Source organism: Aeromonas sp. 603079, assembly GCF_049172135.1.
Lineage (GTDB): Bacteria > Pseudomonadota > Gammaproteobacteria > Enterobacterales > Aeromonadaceae > Aeromonas > Aeromonas veronii.
The window spans coordinates 1-15,709 of the sequence record NZ_JAAKPX010000040.1; the positions used below are offsets into that span (position 1 = coordinate 1).

The window sequence follows — 15,709 nt, forward strand, 5'->3', positions numbered from 1 at the left end:
GCCCGTAGCTCAGCTGGATAGAGTACCTGGCTACGAACCAGGTGGTCAGAGGTTCGAATCCTCTCGGGCGCACCATACAGACAGCCTCGACTTCGGTTGGGGCCGTTTTTTTATGGGCGAAATTTACCCCTGTCGTGTGGATCCGCGTTCGCTGTGGCGGCCGGGTCACCCTCCTGCCTGCCTGCCTGCCTGCCTGTTCTTGTCCTCTTTTATACCTCTTCTGTTATTGAGCTGCGTTCTTCTGAACGGTACAACCCTTTGCCTCATCTATAGGCGCCCTGTATGCCTGCTGTTGCAACGGCAGATGCCGCGCAGCTCATCACTCAGGGTTCGCTCATCAACATCCTGCAAGGCCTGCTGAGGCGTTCTGCGGGCAATAAAAAAGGATGCCGCAGCATCCTCTCGTGTTGAAATATTTACTCAGCTTTTCAGCCATTTGCGAATGCGGTTGGCATCGCCGATAGGGGTGCGTTTGCCCACCGAGTTGAGCAGCACGATGGCGAGCTCGCGGCTGTCCGGTTTGGCGCGCATCACCAGACAGCGACCCGCTTCGTCAGTGAAGCCGGTCTTGGAGAGGCGCACGTCCCAATCCGGGTTTTTCACCAGCGGGTTGGTGTTGTTGAACATCAGGCTGTAGGCGGGGGCGCTGAAGCGCATCTCCCGGTTCTCATCCTGAGTGAACTGACGGATCAGCGGCTGACGATAGGCGGCGGCGGCCAGCTTGCCGAGATCCTGGGCGGTAGAGACGTTGCGGGTGGAGAGGCCGGTGGAGTCGTAGAAGTGGGTATTACGCATACCCAGCTGTCTGGCCTTGTTGTTCATGGCTCGCACGAAGGCGCTGCGACCGCCCGGATAGTGACGCGCCAGTGCCGAGGCCATCCGGTTTTCGGAGGACATCAATGCCAGATGCAGGGCGTCGCGGCGGGTCACCTTGGTGCCCATGCGGATGCGGGAGTGGGTGTGTTTGACCCGATCCAGATCGTTCTTGTCGACCGTAATGGTCTGGTTGAGATTCTGTTTGGCATCCAGCACCACCAGCGCCGTCATCAGCTTGGTGAGGGAGGCGATGGGACGTACCTTGGTGGCATTCTTCTGGTAGAGCGTCTTGCCCGTTTTTACATCCACGACCAGGGCGCTGCTCGAGCGTACTTCCAGTTTGGCAGGGTTGGGGGCCGCGCTGACCGCAGGCAATCCCAGTATTCCCATCAACCCGACAACCAGCGCTGCTGCGCGAATCCGACACCACATACAACCGACTCCATTCCCATCCAAAAAAAGGCGCTAGATTCACTCATTTTTACCCCGGCTTTACAAGGGCCGAGCGGGACTATTTCTGCTATTTGCGCAAAATTGGCGATCAAAAAAGCCCTCTGGTGAGGGCTTTCGGGTCGGGCGTTGGGCGAGGGGTCAATCCCGCGGCTGCGCAGCCCTGCGTTTGCTGATCCAGCGCCAGACCAGCGCCACCATGCCACCCACCAGCAGGGCCACTGGCAGATAGATGATGATGTTGAAGAACTGGGTCTGGTATTCGGCGGCCAGCTTGGTGTGGCTAAGGTAGTAGCCAAACCCGACCAGCGGGCAGATCCACATGATGGAGCTGACCAGATTGACGATGAGGAAACGTCCCTGGGGCAGTTCGGTGGCGCCGACGATATAGGGGTAGGCGGTGCGCACGAAGGCTATATAGCGAGCGGTGATCAGGGTGATGATCCCGTACTTGTCCAGCAGATGGTATACCTTCTGCTGGTGTCGCTCTTCAACATGGGACATCAGTCGGTGGTAGAGCTGGGTGTGGCCAAGGAAGCGCCCTTGCATGTAACCGAGCCAGGTGCCGACAAAGGTGGCCACGATCAGCAGCGGGATCACCCCGAGAGACAATACATCCTGATAGATGAGCACGCCGGTGAGGATCAGCAGGCTGTCACCGGGCAGAAAGGCGGTAGGGATGAAGCCGTTTTCCAGTATCAGAAACGTTAAAATCACACCACAGATCATGAAGGCCATCTTGGGATCGGAAAGTGTGTTCAGGTCGTGATTCATAAAGGCGTGAGCCAGTTGGTAAAACTGCTCCATACTTGCAAACTCCGCAGGTTAGCTGGGTAGATCGGTCAAGGGCATGGCGAGCACCTTGTCGATGCGCAGACCATCCATGTCAACAATTTCCAGTTGCCACTGTTCCAGTGTTACCAGATCTCCGGTTTTTGGAACTCGACCAAGGAGCAGCATGATAAGCCCTCCAAGGGTGTGATAGTGATGTTTTTCTTCTTCTGGCAGACGAACCAGCTCCAGACAGTCCTTCAGCTCCGGTAGCGGGATTAGGCCATCGAGCAGCCAACTGCCGTCGGCACGCTGGAATGCCCAGTTGTCCTCGCCATCCTCCTGCTGGAAATCCCCCGCCAGCGCCTCCAGCAGATCCTGCTGGGTGACCAGCCCCTGCAGCTCACCATACTCGTCCACTACCATCACCATCTGCTCGCTGTGGGTGCGGAAGTGGTTGAGCAGCTCGACGCCATTTAGGGTCTCGGGCAGCAGGCTGCACTCCTGGGTCAGGGCCGCCAGATCGATGGTCTCCCCCTTGATATAGGCGTGCAGCACTTTGCTGACATTGATGATACCTATCAGTTCTGACAATGAGCCATCGCAGACCGGGAAGAAGCTGTGGCGATATTCCACCAGTCGTTGCAGGTTGACGGTCAGCGGCTGTGCCAGATCCAGATAACGGATATCGCTGCGGGGCACCATCATGGAAGAGAGGCTGCGCTCGTCGAGCCGAAACACGTTGCGCAGCATGGTGTGCTCGTGATCCTCGATCACCCCGGCTTCAGAGCCCTCCACCAGCATGGCGTGGATCTCCTCCTCGGTAACGTTGGCGCTGCCGTTCTGGTTGACCCGCAGCAGCCGCAGGCTGGCATTGGTAGAGGCCGACAGCAGCCAGACGAAGGGGCGAGTCAGGGTGGCGAGCCAGTGCATCGGGCGGGCCACCAGGCAGGCGATGCGCTCGGCATTGAGTTGGCCAAGGCGCTTGGGCACCAGCTCCCCCACCACGATGGAGAGGTACGTGACCACCACTACCACGATGACGGTGGCGATCAGGCCACTGCTCTTGGCCGGGAGTCCCCACTCCTGCAACCAGAGCGAGAAGGGCTGGGCCAGTAGCGATTCGCCGTAGATACCGTTGAGCAGGCCGATGCTGGTGATGCCGATTTGGACGGCAGAGAGAAAATGGGTCGGGTCTTCACCCAGTTTGAGGGCGATGGCGGCGGAGCGGTTGCCTTCATTGGCAAGTTTGCCGAGGCGCGCCTTGCGTGCGGTGACGATGGCGATTTCTGACATGGCGAAGACGCCATTAAGCAAAATCAATCCCAGCAGGATCAATATTTCCATACAGCAACAGCACCTCTTGAGTAGATAAGATCGCTGGCAGTGTAATGAATTTGGCGGCGATGCGCTTGTGAAAGCGGGTGATCCGGCTCGCTAATTTGATGACCGCGCTCTGCGGTGGCCGAAAAAGATGGCCGGAAAAGGGAAAGACGACCCTGCCAAACGGCGTAATGGGCGAGGCAGCATTGCAGGAGTGAAAAGGGCGGGAAGTCCCGCCCTTGCTTGTCACTTGTCAGGCAACCGTTGTCAGAACTGCTGGAACCAGCGCTGGATCTGGGCCGGGTCCTTGCTCTGGGTCAGGGAGAGCATCAGCAGCACCCGCGCCTTCTGCGGGTTGAGAGTGCCGGAGGCCACGAAGCCGTACTTGGCATCATCGATCTCGGCATCCAGGGTGGTGGCGCCGGTCGGCACGCGGGCGGAGCGTACGACGCGGATGCCATCCTTGCTCGCCTTGGCCAGAGTGTCGAACAGGGTGTGATAGAGGTTGCCGTTGCCCACCCCGGCGCTGACGATGCCGTCGAACTTGGCATCCACCATCGCCTTGGCCGGCAAGTCGGTGGCGTTGGCGTAGCTGTAGACGATGCCCACTTGCGGCAGCTTGTTGAGCTTGCTCACGTCAAACGGCGTCTTGCTGGTGTGCAGACGGGCCGGAGTGCGCTGATAGTCGATCTTGCCGTTGTGGATGTAACCCAGTGGGCCGAAGTTGGGGGAGGTGAAGGTCTGCACCCCGGTGGTGTTGGTCTTGGTGACGTCACGGGCATCCAGCACGGTGTCGTTCATCGCCACCATCACGCCACGGCCCTTGGAGGCAGGGTCGGAGGCGGTCACCACGGCGTTGTAGAGGTTGAGCGGGCCATCGGCACTCATGGCGGTAGAGGGGCGCATGGCGCCGACCAGTACCACCGGCTTGTCGCTCTTGACAGTCAGATTGAGGAAGTAGGCGGTCTCTTCCATGGTGTCGGTGCCGTGGGTGATGACGATGCCATCCACGTCATCCTTGGCCAGCAGCTCGTTGACCCGCTTGGCCAGCTTGAGCCACACCTCGTCGTTCATGTCCTGGGAGCCGATCTTCACCACCTGCTCACCCTGCACATCGGCCACTTTCTTCATCTCGGGCACGGCGGCGATCAGGGTTTCGATGGCCACCTTGCCAGCCTCGTAGTTGGACTGGGTAGCCGACTGGCCAGCTCCGGCAATGGTGCCGCCGGTTGCCAGAATATGGACGTTGGGCAGCGCCATCGCCATGGGGGAGAGGGTCAGGCCAACGACAGCGGCGAGCAGGGTCTTGCGGATCGGTAGGGTCATGCTGCAAATCCTTATGGTTGGAATAATCGCAGCAAGTTTGCCCGTTTAATAACCTGGGTCTGTGATAAAACTCACCAAAAGACAGGTGAGTACAGATTTTTAACCTGTTTTATACCTCTATAGAGATAATTTAACTCGCAGAGAAACCCTTGGCTTCGATCAGGGCGATCAGTTCTGCCTTGCTCAGCTCGCTCTCGATGACGGCCTTGCTGCTGGCGAAATCGACGGTCGCGGTGGTGACCGCAGGCTGGGCCAGCAGCGCTTTTTGCAGACTGGTGGCGCAGCCACCACAGGACATGCCGGACACTGTGAGTTCGATGGTCATGGGATATCTCCTCTGTTGATGAGCGCCAGCCTAAAGCTGCCGCCTCCGGCAAGGTCAAGCCGTCAGTACATAAGACCCAGATAGTTCATCAGAGTTGCCCCCAGACTAGTGGTGAGCAGTGAGCCGAGGGTGGTAGTGGCGATGATGTTTGCGGCCAGCACGCTGTCGCCCCCCATGGCACGGGTCATCACATAGCTGGCGGCGGCAGTCGGGGTGGCGCTGATGAGAAACAGAATCCCCAGTTCCAGATGGCTGAAGCCGAGTAGGGCAGCCCCAAGAGTGAACGCAGCCGGAATGAGGCAGAGCCGCATGATACTGGCCCAGCCCGCAATGGCTGCACCACCACGCAGAGCATCCAGGCTGAGGGAGGCGCCGGTGCAGAGCAGCGCCAGCGGCAACGTCATGTTGGCGAAGTAGCTGCCGGTGGTGAGCAGCAGTTGCGGCATCTTGATACCGAGCAGGGTAAAGGGCAGCGCCGCCACAATAGCGATGATCAGCGGATTCTTGATGATGCCGAGCAGGATGGGGCGCATGCCGGTGGCACCGCCGAGACTGCGGGTGAGGGTGATCACTGCGAGAATGTTGTAGAGCACGGTCACCGCGCCGACATAGAAGGCCGCCGCCCCCAACCCTTCGTGGCCGTAGGCGTTTTGCACATAGGCGAGCCCGATAATGGCGCTGTTGCCGCGAAAGCTCCCCTGCACGAAGATCCCGCGCAGCCGCTGCTCCCCGATAAAACGCCCGGCCAGCAGCTCCAGCACCAGATAGCTGATAACGGTGGCGAGCAGGCCATAGCCGATAAACCAGAGGCTCGGCATGGTGGCGAAGTTGGTACCGAGAATACTGAGAAAGAGCAGAGCGGGCAGGGTGACCTGAAACACCAGCCGCGAGGCGGATTCGGTAAAGGGATCCGGCAGCAGCCCCAGCCGCTTGAGCAAGATGCCGAGCAGCAGCACCACGCAGATGGGGCCTGTGATGGAGAGGGAGAAGAGCAGACTGGCCAGCAGATCCATGATGGGCATCCTGTGCTGTGCCCACACACCGCTGACGGCGGGGCAAAAAGGGCATTCTAACGCCATGGGCTTGTATTCACAGGGGTTAATCACAACAATGTGGGCAAATCCACCGCCTAGCCTCCTGTGAGCCAATTCATGGACAAGAAACTGACCATCCTCGATATCGCCAGACTGAGTGGCGTCGGCAAGTCGACCGTCTCCCGGGTGCTCAATCAGGATCCCAAGGTGAAGCAGGAGACCCGCGAGCGGGTGGAGCAGGTCATCGCCGAACATGGCTTCGTGCCGAGCAAGTCGGCGCGGGCCATGCGCAGCCAGAGCCAGCAGGTGGTGGGGATCATCGTCTCGCGGCTCGACTCCAGCTCGGAGAATCAGGCGGTGCGCGGCATGCTGGAGACCCTCTACCAGCGTGGCTACGATGCCGTGCTGATGGAGAGCAAGTTCTCCCCCGCCAAGGTACAGGAGCATCTGGCGGTGCTGGAGCGGCGCGGGGTGGATGGCATTATCCTGTTCGCCTTCAATGACTTGGACTATGCCGCCATGGCGCCGCTGAAAGAGAAGCTGGTGCTGGTCGCTCGTGAATATCCCGGTTTCTCCTCGGTCTGCTTTGACGACGCTGGTGCGGTGCGCACCATGCTGGCGCAGCTGGCAAGCCGTGGCGCCCACGATATCGCCTATCTGGGGGTGGATGCCTCGGATCTCACCACCGGCCAGCGCCGCCTAGATGCTTATCTCGTTTACTGCGCAGAGCAGGGGTTGCGCCCGCGCAGTGCCCTCGGTGATCTCAGCCTGCAGAGCGGCTACCGGCTGGCGGCCGAGCTGCTGACGCCCTCCACCCAGGCGTTGGTCTGCGCCAGCGACACCCTCGCCATCGGTGCGGCAAAATACCTGCAAGAACAAGGGCGTAGCGAGGTGCTGGTGACCGGCCTTGGCAACAACCCCATGCTCAGCTTCCTCTTCCCCAACGCCCTCAGTCTCGATCTTGGCTACAAGGGGGCGGGGGAGCAGGCGGCGCGTCAGCTGCTCGGTCAGATTGAGCAGGATCAGCCTCCGCTGGTGACTATCGCCCCCTGCCGAACCCTGTGAGCCCCATCACTTCCGACTGAACAAAAAGTGTGCTTTTTGTGACGCCGGCCACGAATTGGGAACGTTCCCATTTTGATCTGGCCAGATTGTCGGCATGCTAAATGGGAACGATACCAAAAACGCTCCGGCCGACAGACTGGCTCAAAAGGGCGATACAGACCACTATTCAATGGCGTCACAGAGGGAAGACCCATGTCCAAGATCAACGCACAGCAGCTTGCCACCCTGATCGACAAGATCGGCGGCAAGGATAACATCGCCACTGTCAGCCACTGCCTGACCCGGTTGCGCTTCGTCCTGAACGATCCGGCCAAGGCCGACAGCAAGGCCATCGAAACCATCCCGGCGGTGAAGGGAAGCTTCACCCAGGGCGGTCAGTTCCAGGTGGTGATCGGCAACGAGGTAGAGCAGTGGTACAAGGCGCTGACCGAGCAGCTCGGCGTCAGCGGTGGCAGCAAGGAGACCGCCAAGCAGGCGGCGCGCCAGAACATGAACCCGCTGGAGCGGAGCATCTCCCATCTGGCGGAGATCTTCGTACCGTTGCTGCCTGCTATCATCACCGGCGGTCTGATCCTGGGCTTTCGCAACGTCATCGGCGACATCAAGATGTTTGACGATGGCACTCACACCCTCACCGAGATCAGCCAGTTCTGGGCTCAGGTACACGCCTTCCTCTGGCTGCTGGGCGAGGCGATTTTCCACTTCCTGCCGGTAGGTGTCTGCTGGTCTGCAGTGAAGAAGATGGGCGGCTCCGAGATCTTGGGTATCGTGCTGGGGGTGACGCTGGTGTCGCCGCAATTGATGAACGCCTACGGCATCGGTCAGCAGACCCCGGAGGTGTGGGACTTCGGCCTGTTCGTGATCCAGAAGGTGGGTTATCAGGCCCAGGTCATTCCGGCGCTGCTGGCGGGTGTCTTCCTCGCCTGGGTTGAGACCAACCTCAAGCGGATCATTCCGGCTTACCTCTATCTGGTGATTGTGCCGTTTGTCTCGCTGCTGCTGGCAGTGATCGTGGCCCACGCCTTTATCGGCCCGTTTGGTCGCTGGATTGGTGATGGCGTCGGTTTCGCTGCCAAGGCCGCCATGACTGGCTCCTTCGCTCCCATCGGCGCTGCCCTCTTCGGTTTCCTCTATGCACCGCTGGTCATTACCGGTATCCACCACACCACCAACGCGGTGGATCTGCAGCTGATGCAGAGCATGGGTGGCACTCCGATTTGGCCGCTGATCGCTCTCTCCAACATCGCTCAGGCATCTGCCGTAGTGGGCATCATTCTGATTAGCCGCAAGGAGAACGAACGGGAGATCTCGGTGCCTGCCGCCATCTCCGCCTACCTCGGGGTGACCGAACCGGCCATGTACGGTATCAACCTCAAGTACAAGTTCCCCATGCTGTGCGCCATGGTGGGCTCCAGCCTTGCCGCCCTCATCTGCGGTTTTGCCGGTGTGATGGCCAACGGCATCGGGGTAGGGGGCCTGCCGGGCATCCTCTCCATCCAGCCGCAATACTGGGCGGTGTTCTCCATCGCCATGCTGGTTGCCATCGTGGTGCCGGTGGTGCTGACCCTGCTGGTCTACAAGCGCCAGCAAGCCGCTGGCAAGTTGGCCCAAGCCAGCGCCTGACACTGATTATCAGGGCGACCCGCGGGTCGCCCTCTCCATTTCATAATCGAGACAAGAGAAAGACCCATGAGCCAAACACCCTGGTGGCAGAGTGCCGTGATTTACCAGATTTACCCCAAGAGCTTTCAGGATTCCGCTGCCCGTGGCACCGGCGACCTCAAGGGGATCATGGCCCGCCTCGACTATCTCAAGACCTTGGGCGTCGATGCCCTCTGGCTGACCCCGGTTTATGTTTCTCCGCAGGTGGACAACGGCTACGACATCGCCGACTACTACGCCATCGATCCCGCCTACGGCACCATGGATGATTTCGAGGCGCTGCTGGCCGCCGCCCACGCGCGCGACATCCGTATCGTGATGGATATAGTAGTGAACCACACCTCCACCGAGCACGCCTGGTTCAAGTCGGCGCTGGGGGATAAAAACAGCCCCTACCGCGATTACTACATCTGGCGCGATCCGGTGGATGGCGGCGTGCCCAACAACTGGCAATCCAAGTTTGGTGGCAGCGCCTGGGAGCTGGACTCAGCCACCGGTCAGTACTACCTGCACCTGTTTGCCCGCGAGCAGGCGGATCTCAACTGGGAAAATCCTGCAGTGCGCGCCGAGGTCAAAAAGATCATCCACTTCTGGGCGAACAAGGGGGTGGATGGTTTCCGCCTAGACGTCATCAACCTTATCTCCAAGGATCAGACGTTCCCGAACGACGAGATTGGCGATGGCCGCCGTTTCTACACCGACGGGCCGCGCATCCACGAATTCCTGCAGGATGTGAGCCGTGATGTCTTCGCCCCGGTGGGGGCCATGACGGTGGGGGAGATGTCCTCCACCAGTCTGGAGCACTGCCAGCGCTACGGCGCGCTGGATGGCTCCGAGCTCTCCATGGTGTTCAACTTCCACCATTTGAAGGTGGATTACCCCAACGGCGACAAGTGGACAAAAGCACCGTTCGATTTCCTCGAACTCAAGCGCATCTTCAACCACTGGCAGAGCGGTATGCACGGCAAGGGGTGGTCGGCGCTGTTCTGGTGCAACCACGATCAGCCGCGCATCGTCTCCCGCTTCGGCGATGAGGGCGAGCATAGGGTTGTAGCCGCCAAGATGCTGGCCAGCACGCTGCATGGCCTGCAGGGCACCCCCTACATCTATCAGGGGGAGGAGATCGGCATGACCAACCCCGGCTATCAGCACATCAACGACTATCAGGATGTGGAGAGCCGCAACATCTTCGCCATCAAGCAGGCGGAAGGGATGAGCGAGGCCGAGATCCTCGCCATTCTCGGTGCCAAGTCCCGGGATAACTCGCGTACTCCGATGCAGTGGAGCGCCGCCCCGAACGCCGGTTTTACGGCAGGCACTCCGTGGCTCACGCCTGCGGCCAACTACCTCGAGATCAATGCCGAGGCGGCGCTGGCCGACCAGAACTCGGTGTTCTGGCACTATCGGGATCTTATCACCCTTCGCAAGGCGCACCCCATCTTCACTCAAGGGGATTATCAGGAGCTGCTGGCGGGGCATGAGAAAGTCTGGGCCTATACCCGCAGTGCCAACGGCCAGACCCTGCTGGTGGTGAGCAACTTCTATGGCGAGCCGGTTGAATTTACCTTGCCTGCCGAGCTGCAAGCTGCTGAAGGTCGGCTGCTGCTGGGTAACTACCCGGATAGCCCGGCCCGACCGCAATCGGGTATGCTGCGCCCTTATGAATCCCTGATCTGGCTGATGGAGTAGGTAATGGAGAAGGTGGTGCGCGGTACCGAGTGGCAGAAGATGGTGGCGGGGCAGCCCTATGACGCGGCTGACCCTGAGCTCAAAGCGGCACGTGAGCGCTGCCGAAGGCTTTATCACACCTTCAACACCAGCTGGCAGGAGAAACCGGCGCGGGATGCTTTGCTTCACGAGCTGCTCGGTAGCCGCGGCCAGGAGTGTGCCATCAATCCGCCGTTCTTTTGCGACTATGGCGCCAATATCTTCGTCGGCGAGAACTTCTACGCCAACGTGGGCTGCACCATCCTCGACGTCTGCGAGGTGCACATCGGCGACAACGTGCTGCTGGCGCCCGGGGTGCAGATCTACACCGCCGCTCACCCGGTGGCGGTGGCGCCACGCATTAAGGGGGTGGAATTTGGCAAGCCGGTGCGGATCGGTCACAACGTCTGGATTGGCGGCAGCGTCGTCATCTGCCCCGGCGTCACCATCGGTGACAACAGCGTCATCGGTGCCGGTTCGGTGGTGACCAAAAATGTGCCCGCCAACGTGGTGGCGGCTGGCAACCCTTGCAAGGTGCTTCGGGCGATGACGGCACAGGAGCTTGAAGGCGTCATCCAGCGGTGAACAGGGACCATGAATGCTATTGCTATCTGATTGATAGAAAAGCAACTGTCAGATTGTTTTGCATTCAGTGCTTATGTTCGGGGCCGCTTGGTCGATACTGTTGAGTGCAGGAGGAACCCTATGGATATATCAAGTTCTGCAAATGCGTCGTTTGGTTCTGCTCTGATGACGGCCAGTCTGGCCAAGAAACAGCAGACCCAAGAGGGCGAAGCTGCGCTGAAGCTGCTGCAAAACGCAGCGCAATCAGCGCCGGTTGCACCGACATCGGCCAGCGCTTCTCTGGGAAGCAAGATCGATATTCGCGTCTGACCCTAATGAAAAAGCCCCCATCTCGCGATGGGGGCTTTTTTATCTCTGCGATTTGCGGGATCAGACCGGGAAAGGGGCTGGTGCCTCGAAGGTCATCCGCTCGCCACTGCGGGGGTGACTGATGGTCAGCATGGCCGCATGCAGGTAGAGATGGGGCGCCGCCGCCAGCGCATCGGGATGGGCATAGAGGTTGTCACCCAGGATCGGATGCCCCAGCTCCAGCATATGGACGCGCAACTGGTGTGAGCGACCTGTGATGGGGGTCAGCTTGATCAGGCTGTTGCCGTTCTCCACCTTCAGTTTCTGCCACAGAGTCAGAGCGTTACGCCCCTCCTCGTGATCCACCTTCTGCTTCGGGCGGTTGGGCCAGTCGACGCAGAGCGGCAGGTCAACCTGCCCTGACTCTGCTTCCGGCTCGCCCCACACCCAGGCGAGGTAGTGCTTCTCGGTCTCCCGCTCGCGAAATTGTCGGCTCAGTTCCCGATGAGAGTTGGGATTGAGGGGAATGACAATGACGCCAGTGGTGGACATGTCGAGGCGATGAGCTGCCGCCGCCTTGGGGTGTTGCTGTTTCACCCGATGCAGGACGCTGTCTTCATTCTCGGGGCCGCGCCCGGGGACGCTTAGCAGGCCAGTGGGCTTGTTGACCACCATGATGTCCTTGTCCTTGAACAGGATATCGAGCCAGGGTTCCAGAGGCGGTGAGTATTCAAACATAAATGTCTCGCATCAGAAGGTGGGGGCAAGCCCCCATCAGTTATGGGTAACCACGACAAAGCGGCCTTGGGTATCCAGTTTGAGCTGGTTCTGGCCGCTGTCGGTCGGTACCTTGTCAGTTATGGGTGACCACGATAAAGCGGATGGCGTCCAGCTTGAGTTGGGTCTGATCGATCAGGTGGTGCAATTCTGCCTGCAGATTGCGCAGATAATCCAGTTCGCTGTCTCGCACGTTCGGGTTGACCGCCTTGAGCGCTTCCAGACGATCCAGATCCTGCTGCAGGGTCTGCGCCATCTGGGTGCGGGCCTTGTCGACAATCCCGGCTTTCAGCTCTTCGGCAATGGCTTGCCCCTTGCCAATCAGACCGTGGATCACCGGCTGGGATGCAGTCACGAGCTTGCTGCCGAGGTGGCGATTGACCGGCGTCAGCTGGCGGTTGAAGGCATCGAACGCCACTTTCTCACCCAGATTCTGGCCGTTCTTGTCCATCAGCAGACGGATCGGCGTCGGCGGCATGAAGCGGTAGAGCTGGGGATGGGCCGCAGATTCGGCAACGAAGATCAGCTCAAGCAGGATGGCGCCGATGGGCAGAGCCTTGTTCTTGAGCAGTGCTACCGAGGTGGCACCGATCTCGGAGCCCAGGATCAGGTCGATACCGCCGCGCATCATGGGGTGATCCCAGGAGAGCAGCGCCATGTCATCCCGCGACAAGGCGGTATTGCGATCGAAGGTGATGGTCATGCCGTCTTGCGGCAAGCCCGGGAAGCTGGAAACCAGCATGTGATCACCGGGAGTCAGCACTAGCGCGTTCTCACCTCTGTCGTCCTGATTGACGCCGATCTCGTCGAACATCTTGAGGGCGAAGGAGATCATGCCGGTGTCGTCATCTTCGGCGGCCAGCTTATCGACCAGCTGCTGGGCGGCGGCGCCACCGCTGGAGTGGATCTCCAGCAGGCGATCGCGGCCCTGTTCCAGCTTGGCCTTGAGCGGTTCGTGCAGTTCGCGGGTCTTGATTAGCAGGGCGTCGAGGGCCGCCTGATCGCCGGTGTTGGCGGCCAGCAGCTCGAACAGCTCTTCACGTACCGCTTCGAATACCGGGCGGGCAGTCGGGCAGGTCTGCTCGAACGCGTCCAGACCATCGTGATACCAGAGTTGCAGGGCGCGCTGGGCAGTCCCTTCCAGATAGGGAACGTGGATCTCGACGGTATTCTGCTGACCGATACGATCCAGTCGGCCGATACGTTGTTCCAGCAGATCCGGATTGAGCGGCAGATCGAACAGCACCAGATGACTGGCAAATTGGAAGTTGCGTCCTTCTGAACCGATCTCGGAGCAGAGCAGCACTTGGGCGCCACCCTCTTGCTGGGCGAAATAGGCGGAGGCCTTGTCCCGCTCGAGGATCGACATCCCTTCGTGGAACACGGCACCACGGATCCCTTCACGGGTACGCAGCGCCTCTTCCAGCGCGATGGCGGTCGCCGCTTCGGAGCAGATCACCAGCACCTTCTGCTGGCGGGCTGAGAGCAGCAGCTCCAGCAACCATTCTACGCGCGGGTCGAACTGGGTCCAGGTGGCGTTGTCGCCTTCGAACTGCTGGAAGATCTTCTCGGGATAGAGGTAGCGCAGGGCACGGGTCTGCAGATCGCCACCGTTACCACCCATCATGCCCATCACCTTGATGGCAGTTTTGTACTGCTCCGGCAGCGGCATGGGGTAGACGTTGAGGTGACGCTCGGGGAAGCCCTGAATATTGGCGCGGCTGTTGCGGAACAGCACCCGGCCGGTGCCGTGCTGGTCCAGTAGCTTGGCGACCGCCTGCTGACGGGCCTCAGCATCGCTCAAGTCCAGCCCTTCCAGCTGGCTGGCGAGGATCTGTCTGGCTTCATCGCTCAGGGTCTCGCCATCCAGCAGCTCCTGCGCTGCGCTGGCGACCTGACCATAGGCCTGCTCCTCGGCGAGGAAAGCCTCATAGTCGTAGAAACGCTCCGGGTCGAGCAGGCGCAGACGGGCAAAGTGGCTCTGGTGGCCCAGCTGATCCGGGGTAGCGGTCAGCAGCAGTACGCCCGGCACCTGTTCGGCCAGCGCTTCCACCATCTCATAGGCACGGCTCGGCGCCTCTTCACTCCACTCCAGATGGTGCGCTTCGTCGACAACCAGCAGATCCCACTCGGCTTCCAGCACTTGCTCGAAGCGACGACGCTTCTTGCGCAGGAAGTCGAGGCTGCAGATCACCAGCTGTTCGGTCTCGAAGGGGTTCTCCGCATCTGCGAATGCCTCGATGCAGCGCTCCTCATCAAACAGGGAGAAATGCAGGTTGAAGCGGCGCAGCATTTCGACCAGCCATTGGTGCTGCAAAGTTTCGGGCAGCAGGATCAGCACCCGATGGGCGCGGCCGGAGAGCAGTTGCTGATGAATGATCATTCCCGCTTCGATGGTCTTGCCCAGACCCACTTCATCGGCCAGCAGTACGCGCGGAGCGTAGCGGTGACCCACTTCATGGGCAATATAGAGCTGGTGCGGGATCAGGCTGACCCGGCCACCGGCCAGACCGCGAGTCGGGTTGCGACGACGTTGGTGCTGGTTGATCAGCGCTTCGTAGCGCAGGGTGAAGCGGGACATCCGATCGATCTGACCGGCGAACAGGCGATCCTGCGGCTTGTTGAACTTGATAAAGTTGTTGAGAAACACTTCCTTGAGGGCAACGGGCTCATTATTGTCGGTGCGCACACCTACATATATAAGCAGGCCGTCTTTCTCCTGCACTTCTTCGACCGTCATGGTCCAGTCTTCGTGACTGGTGATCTGATCGCCCACATTGAAGCTGACCCGGGTGACCGGCGCCTCTTCTTTGGCATACATGCGGTTTTCACCGGTAGCCGGAAACAACAGGGTAACCATGCGTCCTTCAACAGCAACGACAGTCCCCAACCCCAGATCCGTCTCTGTATCACTAATCCAACGCTGGCCAAGTGCAAAAGGCATTAAACTCTCCAAAGCCCAAGAGTGTGTGAATCGCAAAGGGGCGCTATGTTACCCGAAGGCGTGACCTCGATCACCATGCATATAGATGTAGAGAGACCAAATCGCCACAACCTTGATCTGCTACCACCGCCACGCCATATAGAGGATAGCGAGCTCGCCAAACGGGTATGCTATTGCAGGATAAATGCGCTTTTTGGGTGATTAGTGAGCGGTTGAGCCAAAAATGCGAATTTAATTCGAAAAGGCCCTTGCAAGCGTGATCCAGATCCCTATAATGCGCCTCCATCGACAGGGCAAGCGGCAACGCAAACAGCCGAGTCGATAACATCGAAAAGCCTTTGAAAATAAGGCTTGACTCGAGAAGGCGGTTGAGTAGAATTCCACTCCCGCAGCAACACTCTGTTGCATCGCTCTTTAACAATTTGAATCAAGCAATCTGTGTGGGCACTCACAGCATCGAGCATCAAAAACAATTTTTGATATCAATGTCTGATGAAGTGACCAAAGCAACTTTATGTTGCAGCAGTTAATTCAGCAATTCATTGAGCCGCCTTCATTGGCAACCAAACTTAAATTGAAGAGTTTGATCATGGCTCAGATTGAACGCTGGCGGCAGGCCTAACACATGCAAGTCGA

General features: G+C 59.5%; 13 protein-coding genes and 1 rRNA gene. 6 read left to right on the plus strand and 8 right to left on the minus strand.

Annotated features, from left to right (window positions below; all coding sequences use genetic code 11):
- Nucleotides 1-420 precede the first annotated feature (420 nt).
- From pbpG to G5287_RS20630, 6 genes are all read right to left on the minus strand, one after another.
- Nucleotides 421-1,248: a D-alanyl-D-alanine endopeptidase gene (pbpG, locus tag G5287_RS20605; RefSeq protein ID WP_005343009.1), complete on the minus strand. Its 828-nt coding sequence runs from the start codon at nt 1,246-1,248 to the stop codon at nt 421-423.
- A 159-nt stretch (nt 1,249-1,407) separates the two neighbouring features.
- On the minus strand, nt 1,408-2,073 hold the full coding sequence (locus G5287_RS20610; protein ID WP_227341489.1) for a DedA family protein: 666 nt from the start codon (nt 2,071-2,073) through the stop codon (nt 1,408-1,410).
- An 18-nt stretch (nt 2,074-2,091) separates the two neighbouring features.
- Nucleotides 2,092-3,384, minus strand: coding sequence for a hemolysin family protein (locus G5287_RS20615; protein ID WP_227341488.1), 1,293 nt, complete (start codon nt 3,382-3,384; stop codon nt 2,092-2,094).
- A gap of 243 nt (nt 3,385-3,627) precedes the next feature.
- On the minus strand, nt 3,628-4,686 hold the full coding sequence (gene ansB, locus G5287_RS20620; protein ID WP_227341487.1) for an L-asparaginase 2: 1,059 nt from the start codon (nt 4,684-4,686) through the stop codon (nt 3,628-3,630).
- Between the two features lie 130 nt (nt 4,687-4,816).
- Nucleotides 4,817-5,011 (minus strand): heavy-metal-associated domain-containing protein, encoded by a 195-nt coding sequence (locus G5287_RS20625; RefSeq protein ID WP_227341486.1) that lies wholly within the window; start codon nt 5,009-5,011, stop codon nt 4,817-4,819.
- Nucleotides 5,012-5,073: 62 nt separating this feature from the next.
- Nucleotides 5,074-6,024 (minus strand): AEC family transporter, encoded by a 951-nt coding sequence (locus G5287_RS20630; protein ID WP_227341485.1) that lies wholly within the window; start codon nt 6,022-6,024, stop codon nt 5,074-5,076.
- Nucleotides 6,025-6,162: 138 nt separating this feature from the next.
- Between G5287_RS20630 and treR the strand changes: the two genes are divergently transcribed.
- The 5 genes from treR (at nt 6,163) to G5287_RS20655 (ending at nt 11,373) form a co-directional block, all read left to right on the plus strand.
- Nucleotides 6,163-7,110, plus strand: a complete 948-nt coding sequence (gene treR, locus G5287_RS20635) for a trehalose operon repressor TreR (RefSeq protein ID WP_227341484.1) — start codon at nt 6,163-6,165, stop codon at nt 7,108-7,110.
- Nucleotides 7,111-7,302: 192 nt separating this feature from the next.
- Complete coding sequence (gene treB / locus G5287_RS20640; RefSeq protein WP_227341483.1) at nt 7,303-8,733, plus strand: PTS trehalose transporter subunit IIBC; 1,431 nt, start codon at nt 7,303-7,305, stop codon at nt 8,731-8,733.
- A 66-nt stretch (nt 8,734-8,799) separates the two neighbouring features.
- On the plus strand, nt 8,800-10,461 hold the full coding sequence (gene treC / locus G5287_RS20645) for an alpha,alpha-phosphotrehalase (protein ID WP_227341482.1): 1,662 nt from the start codon (nt 8,800-8,802) through the stop codon (nt 10,459-10,461).
- A gap of 3 nt (nt 10,462-10,464) precedes the next feature.
- Entirely contained in the window at nt 10,465-11,064 is a 600-nt protein-coding gene (locus G5287_RS20650) for a sugar O-acetyltransferase (RefSeq protein ID WP_227341481.1), read from the plus strand.
- Between the two features lie 120 nt (nt 11,065-11,184).
- Nucleotides 11,185-11,373, plus strand: a complete 189-nt coding sequence (locus G5287_RS20655) for a hypothetical protein (protein WP_005336040.1) — start codon at nt 11,185-11,187, stop codon at nt 11,371-11,373.
- 60 nt (nt 11,374-11,433) lie between these two features.
- On the opposite strand, the gene rluA is transcribed toward G5287_RS20655, so the two are convergent.
- Complete coding sequence (gene rluA, locus G5287_RS20660; protein ID WP_227341479.1) at nt 11,434-12,090, minus strand: bifunctional tRNA pseudouridine(32) synthase/23S rRNA pseudouridine(746) synthase RluA; 657 nt, start codon at nt 12,088-12,090, stop codon at nt 11,434-11,436.
- Between the two features lie 115 nt (nt 12,091-12,205).
- Nucleotides 12,206-15,073 (minus strand): RNA polymerase-associated protein RapA, encoded by a 2,868-nt coding sequence (gene rapA / locus G5287_RS20665; RefSeq protein ID WP_227341478.1) that lies wholly within the window; start codon nt 15,071-15,073, stop codon nt 12,206-12,208.
- A 571-nt stretch (nt 15,074-15,644) separates the two neighbouring features.
- On the opposite strand from rapA, the gene G5287_RS20670 reads away from it, so the two are divergent.
- A 16S ribosomal RNA gene (locus G5287_RS20670) occupies nt 15,645-15,709 on the plus strand; the annotation flags it as partial.

What these genes read in the sequence shown, in the direction of transcription:
- pbpG (WP_005343009.1), bottom strand. Translation starts at nt 1,248, where the DNA reads ATGTGGTGTCGGATTCGCGCAGCAGCGCTGGTTGTCGGGTTGATGGGA.
- G5287_RS20610 (WP_227341489.1), bottom strand. Translation starts at nt 2,073, where the DNA reads ATGGAGCAGTTTTACCAACTGGCTCACGCCTTTATGAATCACGACCTG.
- G5287_RS20615 (WP_227341488.1), bottom strand. Translation starts at nt 3,384, where the DNA reads ATGGAAATATTGATCCTGCTGGGATTGATTTTGCTTAATGGCGTCTTC.
- ansB (WP_227341487.1), bottom strand. Translation starts at nt 4,686, where the DNA reads ATGACCCTACCGATCCGCAAGACCCTGCTCGCCGCTGTCGTTGGCCTG.
- G5287_RS20625 (WP_227341486.1), bottom strand. Translation starts at nt 5,011, where the DNA reads ATGACCATCGAACTCACAGTGTCCGGCATGTCCTGTGGTGGCTGCGCC.
- G5287_RS20630 (WP_227341485.1), bottom strand. Translation starts at nt 6,024, where the DNA reads ATGGATCTGCTGGCCAGTCTGCTCTTCTCCCTCTCCATCACAGGCCCC.
- treR (WP_227341484.1), top strand. Translation starts at nt 6,163, where the DNA reads ATGGACAAGAAACTGACCATCCTCGATATCGCCAGACTGAGTGGCGTC.
- treB (WP_227341483.1), top strand. Translation starts at nt 7,303, where the DNA reads ATGTCCAAGATCAACGCACAGCAGCTTGCCACCCTGATCGACAAGATC.
- treC (WP_227341482.1), top strand. Translation starts at nt 8,800, where the DNA reads ATGAGCCAAACACCCTGGTGGCAGAGTGCCGTGATTTACCAGATTTAC.
- G5287_RS20650 (WP_227341481.1), top strand. Translation starts at nt 10,465, where the DNA reads ATGGAGAAGGTGGTGCGCGGTACCGAGTGGCAGAAGATGGTGGCGGGG.
- G5287_RS20655 (WP_005336040.1), top strand. Translation starts at nt 11,185, where the DNA reads ATGGATATATCAAGTTCTGCAAATGCGTCGTTTGGTTCTGCTCTGATG.
- rluA (WP_227341479.1), bottom strand. Translation starts at nt 12,090, where the DNA reads ATGTTTGAATACTCACCGCCTCTGGAACCCTGGCTCGATATCCTGTTC.
- rapA (WP_227341478.1), bottom strand. Translation starts at nt 15,073, where the DNA reads ATGCCTTTTGCACTTGGCCAGCGTTGGATTAGTGATACAGAGACGGAT.